This window comes from Aeromicrobium sp. (assembly GCF_050700635.1).
Lineage (GTDB): Bacteria > Actinomycetota > Actinomycetes > Propionibacteriales > Nocardioidaceae > Aeromicrobium.
The window spans coordinates 22,411-28,420 of record NZ_JBOHDT010000090.1; the positions used below are offsets into that span (position 1 = coordinate 22,411).

A 6,010-nucleotide genomic window follows, 5' to 3' on the forward strand; every position below is an offset into this window, starting at 1 on the left:
TCGAGATCTGAAGATTTGCGGCCCAGATCCGCGATCATCCTGGGCCGGAACCCTTCACATCTGGGGGCCGCGCTAGCGCAGGTAGTTGTCGAGGGCGTCGGAGATCAGCTTGCTCGGGGAGACGCCGTGGGTCCGTGCCACGTCCCTGACCCGCGACTCCAGCGCGGGCGTCATCAGGTCGGGTTCGCCCTCCGGCCTCGCCCGTCGACCGAACAAGCCGAGCGCCGCGAACACCACGGTGCCGAGCACGTCGAGGATCGCGACCACGCCGAACGCGCGCCAGTAGGGGTCGGCGAGACCCTCGCCGTTGACGATCGCGTTGGAGATCATCGCGGCGACGACCGTCATCGCCACGAGAGTTCCGATGAGAAGCACGGTGCGGCGGCCCTGACCAAGGGCGAGCAACAGACAGGCCTGGGCCAGCGTCGCCGCGACGGTCAGGCCGACGCCAAAGGTCTGCCACAGTGCCTCGGAGTCGGCGCCGCTCCAGGTGAACCACAGCGCGAGGCCGAACGGGATGACGGACACGAGTCCGCCGACGAGCCCGACGAACGACGTTCGACTTCCGGCCACACCGAGGTAGCAGAGCACCGCGATCGACTCGACGCCCACGATGACGGTGGTGAGGAGCACCCGGCCCTGGGTCTCGCCGAAATCACCGCCGCCCAGCAGCGCGGCGATGCCAAGGAGGGCGGCGATGGAGAACGATCCGATGACCAGAGCCACGACGATGCGACGTAGATCCTTCATGGCCAGATTTTGACAGCGTCGCGCCTCAGCCGGAGTGCTTACGGGTGAATCGGACGATGTCGCCCGGACGGACCTGGGCCAGCCGGTCGACGTGGGCATCGAGGACGACGGCGATGACCGGGTAGCCGCCGGTGACCGGGTGGTCCGGTCCGAGCACGACCGGTTGGCCCGCGGACACCACTTGCACGCTGCCACGCACACACGGCTCGCTCGGCAGCTCGTCCGACGCGAGTCGCTCCAGCTCCGAGCCCTCCAGCCGCACGCCGATGCGGTCGGAGCGCGACGAGACGGTCCATGCGGCGGAGAAGAACGTGCGGACGGCGTCGTCGGTGAACCAGTCGTCGCGAGGGCCGGGGATGGCGGGGACCGTGGTCTCGCCGCTGGTCAGGAGCGCAGGGACGTCCTCCACCTCCGCGGCATGGGCCGGCGGTCCCACCTCGAGGACGTCTCCTTCGGCGAGCCGCGGGGGCCCGAGACCGCTCATGGTGTCGGCCGAGCGGGACCCGAGGACGGGCTCGACGTCGATGCCGCCGGCCACGCCCACGTAGGCGCGCAGGCCGAGCTCGACCGGCCCGAGGCGGACTTCCTGACCTTCGTGCGCTACGAACGCACGTCCGTGCTCGATGTGTTCGCCGTCGACATGGACCGACCCGATGCCGCCGGTGACGGCGAGCAGGTGGTCGGCCTCGGCCCGCAGGCGCAGCCCGCCGGCGAGCACCTCCAGCACGGCGGCGGCCTCCGTGTCGCCCAGCAGCGCGTGAAGCTGTCGCATCGCCCCACGGTCGAACGCACCGGACGGGCCGACACCCTGGTCGCCCAGCCCCGGCCGGCCGGCGTCCTGCACCAGCGTCAGGTGACCGGGGTCGACGACGAGGAGGCTCATGAAGGTTCCTGAGCCTGCCGAAGGGCCTCGAAGCGCACTCTCGCACCCGGCGCGAGCAGGGCGGGAGGGTCGCGGTCGACGTCGAACATCACGGCGTCCGTGCGACCGATCAGCTGCCACCCGCCGGGCGACGACCGGGGGTAGATGCCGCTGAATTCCCCGGCCAGGCCGACCGACCCGGCGGGGACGCTGGCACGCGGCGAGTCCCGGCGCGGCACGGCGAGCCGCTCGTCCCCGCCGACCAGGTAGACGAAACCGGGGGCGAATCCGCCGAACGCCACCGTCCACGACGTTCCGGTGTGAGCGGCCACGACCTCGTCCTCGGACAGTCCGGTGATGGTCGCGACGTCGGACAGGTCGGATCCGTCGTAGACCACGGAGATCTCGATCTCGTCGCCGGTCCCCGTCGCGGCCGCGTCCTGCGGCTCGGTGTGCTGGACGAGCGCGCGCAGGGCCGACGGGTTCCCGCGCAACAGGACCGTCCGAGCGCCGAGGACGGCCTCGGTGTCGTCGTGGAGGGCCGCGAACCAGCCCTGGGCCTCGTCGAGCGTCTCGCAGTCGAGCAGTACCGCGTGGTCGCCGCAGGGAAGCATCCTCACGGGTGCCGGACCTCCGCGCCCGCGTACTCGAGGGCGACGCGGACGGCTCGCACCAGGTCGAGCGCGCGGGGGCTGTCGCTGTGCACACAGATCGACGCGACCCCTTCGTGCAGCAACCGCAACGCCTGCACCGCAGCGTCGCCCGGGTCGTCGAGCAGTGCACCGGGCTCCGAACGCGGGATCAGGGTGCCCTCGTCGGTGTAGCCGCGGTCGGCGAAGCCTTCGAGGATCACGGGAACGCCGGCCGCCCTGGCCAACCGGAGCGACGCGGCTTTCGGCAGCCCGACGAGTGGAAGAGCGGCCGCGTGCACGGCGACGACGACTGCGGCGGCCTGGACCTCGTCGTGGACGATCGTGCTGTAGAGCGCGCCGTGCGGCTTGACGTAGGTGACCCGTCCGCCGACGGACCCCGCCAGGTCGATGAGATGGGCGATCTGCGCGGCGACCTCGTCGCGGAGCGCCTGCGGCTCCATGTCCATCGGCACCCGGCCGAATCCTTCGCGATCCGGGTACCCGACCTGCGCGCCGATCGCGACCCCTCGCTCGACGCAAGCCGCACAGGTGGCGGAGATGAGCTCGTCGTCACCGGCGTAGGCGCCGCAACAGACGTTGGCGCTCGTCACGACGTCGAGCAGTGCGACATCCTCGCCCGAGGCCCACCGCGCGGGAGATTCCCCGAGGTCGGCATTGAGGCTGATGTGCATGGCCCCAAGATAGGGCGATCGTCACGAGGGAGCGGGGACGTTGCCGATCCGGAGGTGGTTGCCGAACGGGTCGCGGGCACCGAAGTCGCGCCCGTAGGACTGGTCGGACGGCGGCTGGGTGATCTCGACACCCTTGGCGACGAGCTCGTCGTGGGCGGCGTCGACGTCGTCGACCTGGAAGGCCAGCCAGCCGCCGCCGGCGCCCTTCGACACGAGCGCGCGGACGTCGTCGGCGGTGGACGGGTCGTGGGCGGGCGGCCCGGGACGTTCGAGCAGGATCTCGCGCTGGTCACCGGGCACCCGCACGGTCAGCCAACGCATGAAACCGAGGTCGGCGTCGACCGAGACCTCGAGGCCGAGCTTGCCGACATAGAAGTCGAGGGCTTCGTCCTGGTCGAGGACGAAGATGGACGAGAGACGTGTGTAGGAAAGGTTCATGTCGGCGACGCTAGTCGCCACCCGACGGCCGACGCTTCCTCGAAATCGACGGATGTGTGTGCGTGCTGGGCCGCGTCCAGGCCATCACGAACGACGCGTGGGCCGGCGTCGACTCGGCCACCGCGCGGTAGGCGGACGGCGACTGTCCGACCACGCCGGTGAACAGCTCGCTGAACGCGCCGAGGCTGGTGTAGCCGACCTGCAGACAGACGTCGGTGACCGGCAGGTCGGAGGTGCGGAGCAGGAACATGGCCCGTTCGATGCGCCGCCGCTGCAGATACCGGTGCGGAGTCTCACCGAACACGGACCGGAACGTGCGCACGAGGTGGTCGGGTGACACGTGCGCGAGCGCGGCCAGCGTCGTCAGATCGAGCTCGTCGGCGAAGTCGCGGTCGATCGCGTCGCGCACCCGCAACATGTCGCGATTGGTGCGTTCCGTGGCGTCACCCATGACAACCAAGATATGGCGCATGCGGCGGCCGGCGTGTGACGATGAGGGTGGATCGGTTCGGAGCGACCGGACCGTCACATCGAGGGAGCATCATGGGCTTTCTGGATCGACTGCTCGGCCGAGACAGCACCGCGCAGCAACCCGCGTCCCGACAGGATCCTTCGGGCACAGACGATGACCGCGCGATCGAGCGCTACCGCTACCTGCTGCAGACGGCACCGCCGGAGCAGATCGAGCAGGCCCACGAAGAGGCCTTCGCCCAGCTGACGCCGGAGCAACGTCGTGAGGTGCTGGAGCGTCTCTCCGCCGAGACGCCGGAGGGCGAGCGATCCACCGCCGACGACCCGCGATCGCTTGCGCGGATGGCCACCCGGGCGGAGATGCGTCAATCCGGCACGTTGGAGCGCAGCTTCGGGGGCAGAGGCGGCATGGGCATGGGCGGGATCTTCGCGGGCAGCATGCTCGGGTCGATCGCTGGCATGTTCATCGGCACCGCGATCGCCCAGCAGATGCTGGCCGACGATCCGGGCGGAGATCCGGGTGCTGACGAGTCCGCTGCCGGCGAGCAGGGCATGGAATCCGACCACGGCGGCGACCAGGGCGGTGGCTTCGACGGCGGCGGGTTCGACGGTGGTGGCTTCGGAGGCGGCGACTTCGGCGGCGGCTTCTAAGGCCGTCTCGACGGGGAAGGCGCACGACTGCGGTGTCCGCACCGGCATTTGAAGGGTTCCGCAGGTTCTTGGTCAGCAATGTCAAGGGGTCCTGCACAACTCCTCAGATCCTGAAGACCGGCTAAGCCGTTTCGACCAGGAACGCCCGGGCGCCGTCGTCGATCCGGGCGAGGATCACGGTCGCCGGTCGTGTGCCCTTCAGCTTGAGCCTCTTGATCAGGTCCTCAGGCACGACGTCGACACCGCGCTTCTTGACCGTCAGCGTGCCGACGTCGCGGGCCACGAGTGCGGCACGCAGCTGCTTCTCGCGATAAGGAAGCTCCTCGACGATGCGGAACGACCGCACCAGTGCATCGCTCGCCGGCTCATCGGTCGTGACGTAGGCGAGGTGCTGGTCGATGAGGCGGCCGTCCATCCGGCGTGCGAGCTCGCCGACGAGCCCGGCGCGGATGACCGCATCGTCCGGTTCGTGCAGCCACGTCCCGACATCCCCCACCTCGCCGGGGTCGCCGACGCCGACGAGCTCGGCGCCCGACGGCAGTGCCGTGGCGCGTCGGGGCGCTGTCGCGAGGCCAGGACCCCACAGGCACGCCTCGACGAGATCGCCCCCGTCGCTCACCCACTGCGCCTCGACGCCTTCAGGCACCAGGTGGTGTGGGAGACCGGGCAACGCCTTGACCACCGCGGGGCGTGCGAGGTGTCGCGCGACGACGTCCCACGACGGCGTCATCGCGGCGGGGTCGAACACCCGGCCGCGTCCATCCCGGCGCGCCGGGTCCAGGAACGGCACCTCGTCGGACAACGGCGCCACGTCGCCGAGGTCGCCCTCGACGACCTCGCCGTCGAGCCCGAGCGCCGCCAGATTGGCACGTGCGACGGCCGCTCGGACCGGATCGAGCTCGACCCCGCGCACCCTCAGGCCCGCACGCGCCAGCGCCACGAGGTCGCCGCCGATGCCGCAGCCCAGATCGATGACGGCGGTGACGCCCGACTCCACCAGACGGGCCGCCCGGGCACGGGCGACCGAGGCGCGGGTGGCCTGCTCGAGAGCGTCATGGGTGAAAAACAACAATGCGGACTCCGGCCCGAACTTCGGCTCTGCACGCCGCCGTAGGTGGTTCTGCGTGACCGCGGCGGCGACGAGCTCCGGCGCATGGTCGCGGCGCAGCCTCGTGCCCAGAGCGAGGTCGGACTCGATGCCCGCGCGTGCTCCGACCTCCGCCAACAGGTCCTGGCCCGCCGGGGAGAGCAGCTGCTCGAACGTCGCCAGGTCCACGAGTCGATTCTGGTGCACCGGGTGCTTTTCGCGCGCAGCGAACAGGGTTAGCACTCCATAGGGGCGAGTGCTAGATTTCCCTATGGCGCTCGCTCGCCGAGTTCGCCAGCCACGTTCACCCGTTGAAAGGGGAGGTCGACCAGTGTCGGTCACCATCAAGCCGCTCGAGGATCGCCTTGTCATCAAGGCGGTCGAGGCCGAGCAGACCACCGCGTCCGGTCTCGTCATCCCGGACACC

The 6,010-nt window shown here is 70.3% G+C and carries 8 protein-coding genes and 1 pseudogene; 2 read left to right on the forward strand and 7 right to left on the reverse strand.

The features are described 5' to 3' along the window. Positions 1-72: 72 nt before the first annotated feature. From ACRDPN_RS07110 to ACRDPN_RS07135, 6 genes are read right to left on the reverse strand one after another with little or no spacing between them, the layout of a single operon-like run. Positions 73-750 carry a hypothetical protein gene (locus tag ACRDPN_RS07110; RefSeq protein ID WP_431446683.1) on the reverse strand — a complete coding sequence of 226 codons (678 nt, stop codon included), beginning with the start codon at positions 748-750 and terminating at the stop codon, positions 73-75. 25 nt (positions 751-775) lie between these two features. After that, entirely contained in the window at positions 776-1,633 is an 858-nt protein-coding gene (locus ACRDPN_RS07115; protein ID WP_431446684.1) for a biotin-dependent carboxyltransferase family protein, read from the reverse strand. Next, positions 1,630-2,226: a 5-oxoprolinase subunit B family protein gene (locus ACRDPN_RS07120; RefSeq protein ID WP_431446690.1), complete on the reverse strand. Its 597-nt coding sequence runs from the start codon at positions 2,224-2,226 to the stop codon at positions 1,630-1,632. Before ACRDPN_RS07120 ends, ACRDPN_RS07115 begins: the two co-directional genes overlap by 4 nt. A gap of 2 nt (positions 2,227-2,228) precedes the next feature. Continuing rightward, positions 2,229-2,936 carry a 5-oxoprolinase subunit PxpA gene (pxpA, locus tag ACRDPN_RS07125; protein ID WP_431446685.1) on the reverse strand — a complete coding sequence of 236 codons (708 nt, stop codon included), beginning with the start codon at positions 2,934-2,936 and terminating at the stop codon, positions 2,229-2,231. 21 nt (positions 2,937-2,957) lie between these two features. Next, a complete protein-coding gene (locus ACRDPN_RS07130; protein WP_431446686.1) occupies positions 2,958-3,374 on the reverse strand; it encodes a VOC family protein in 417 nt (138 codons plus the stop codon). Between the two features lie 10 nt (positions 3,375-3,384). Beyond that, positions 3,385-3,825 (reverse strand): helix-turn-helix transcriptional regulator, encoded by a 441-nt coding sequence (locus ACRDPN_RS07135; protein ID WP_431446687.1) that lies wholly within the window; start codon positions 3,823-3,825, stop codon positions 3,385-3,387. A gap of 92 nt (positions 3,826-3,917) precedes the next feature. Between ACRDPN_RS07135 and ACRDPN_RS07140 the strand changes: the two genes are divergently transcribed. Further along, positions 3,918-4,496: a hypothetical protein gene (locus ACRDPN_RS07140; RefSeq protein WP_431446688.1), complete on the forward strand. Its 579-nt coding sequence runs from the start codon at positions 3,918-3,920 to the stop codon at positions 4,494-4,496. Between the two features lie 121 nt (positions 4,497-4,617). On the opposite strand, the gene ACRDPN_RS07145 is transcribed toward ACRDPN_RS07140, so the two are convergent. After that, on the reverse strand, positions 4,618-5,772 hold the full coding sequence (locus ACRDPN_RS07145; protein WP_431446689.1) for a THUMP-like domain-containing protein: 1,155 nt from the start codon (positions 5,770-5,772) through the stop codon (positions 4,618-4,620). Positions 5,773-5,914: 142 nt separating this feature from the next. On the opposite strand from ACRDPN_RS07145, the pseudogene ACRDPN_RS07150 reads away from it, so the two are divergent. Further along, positions 5,915-6,010: pseudogene (locus ACRDPN_RS07150) on the forward strand (co-chaperone GroES); the annotation flags it as partial.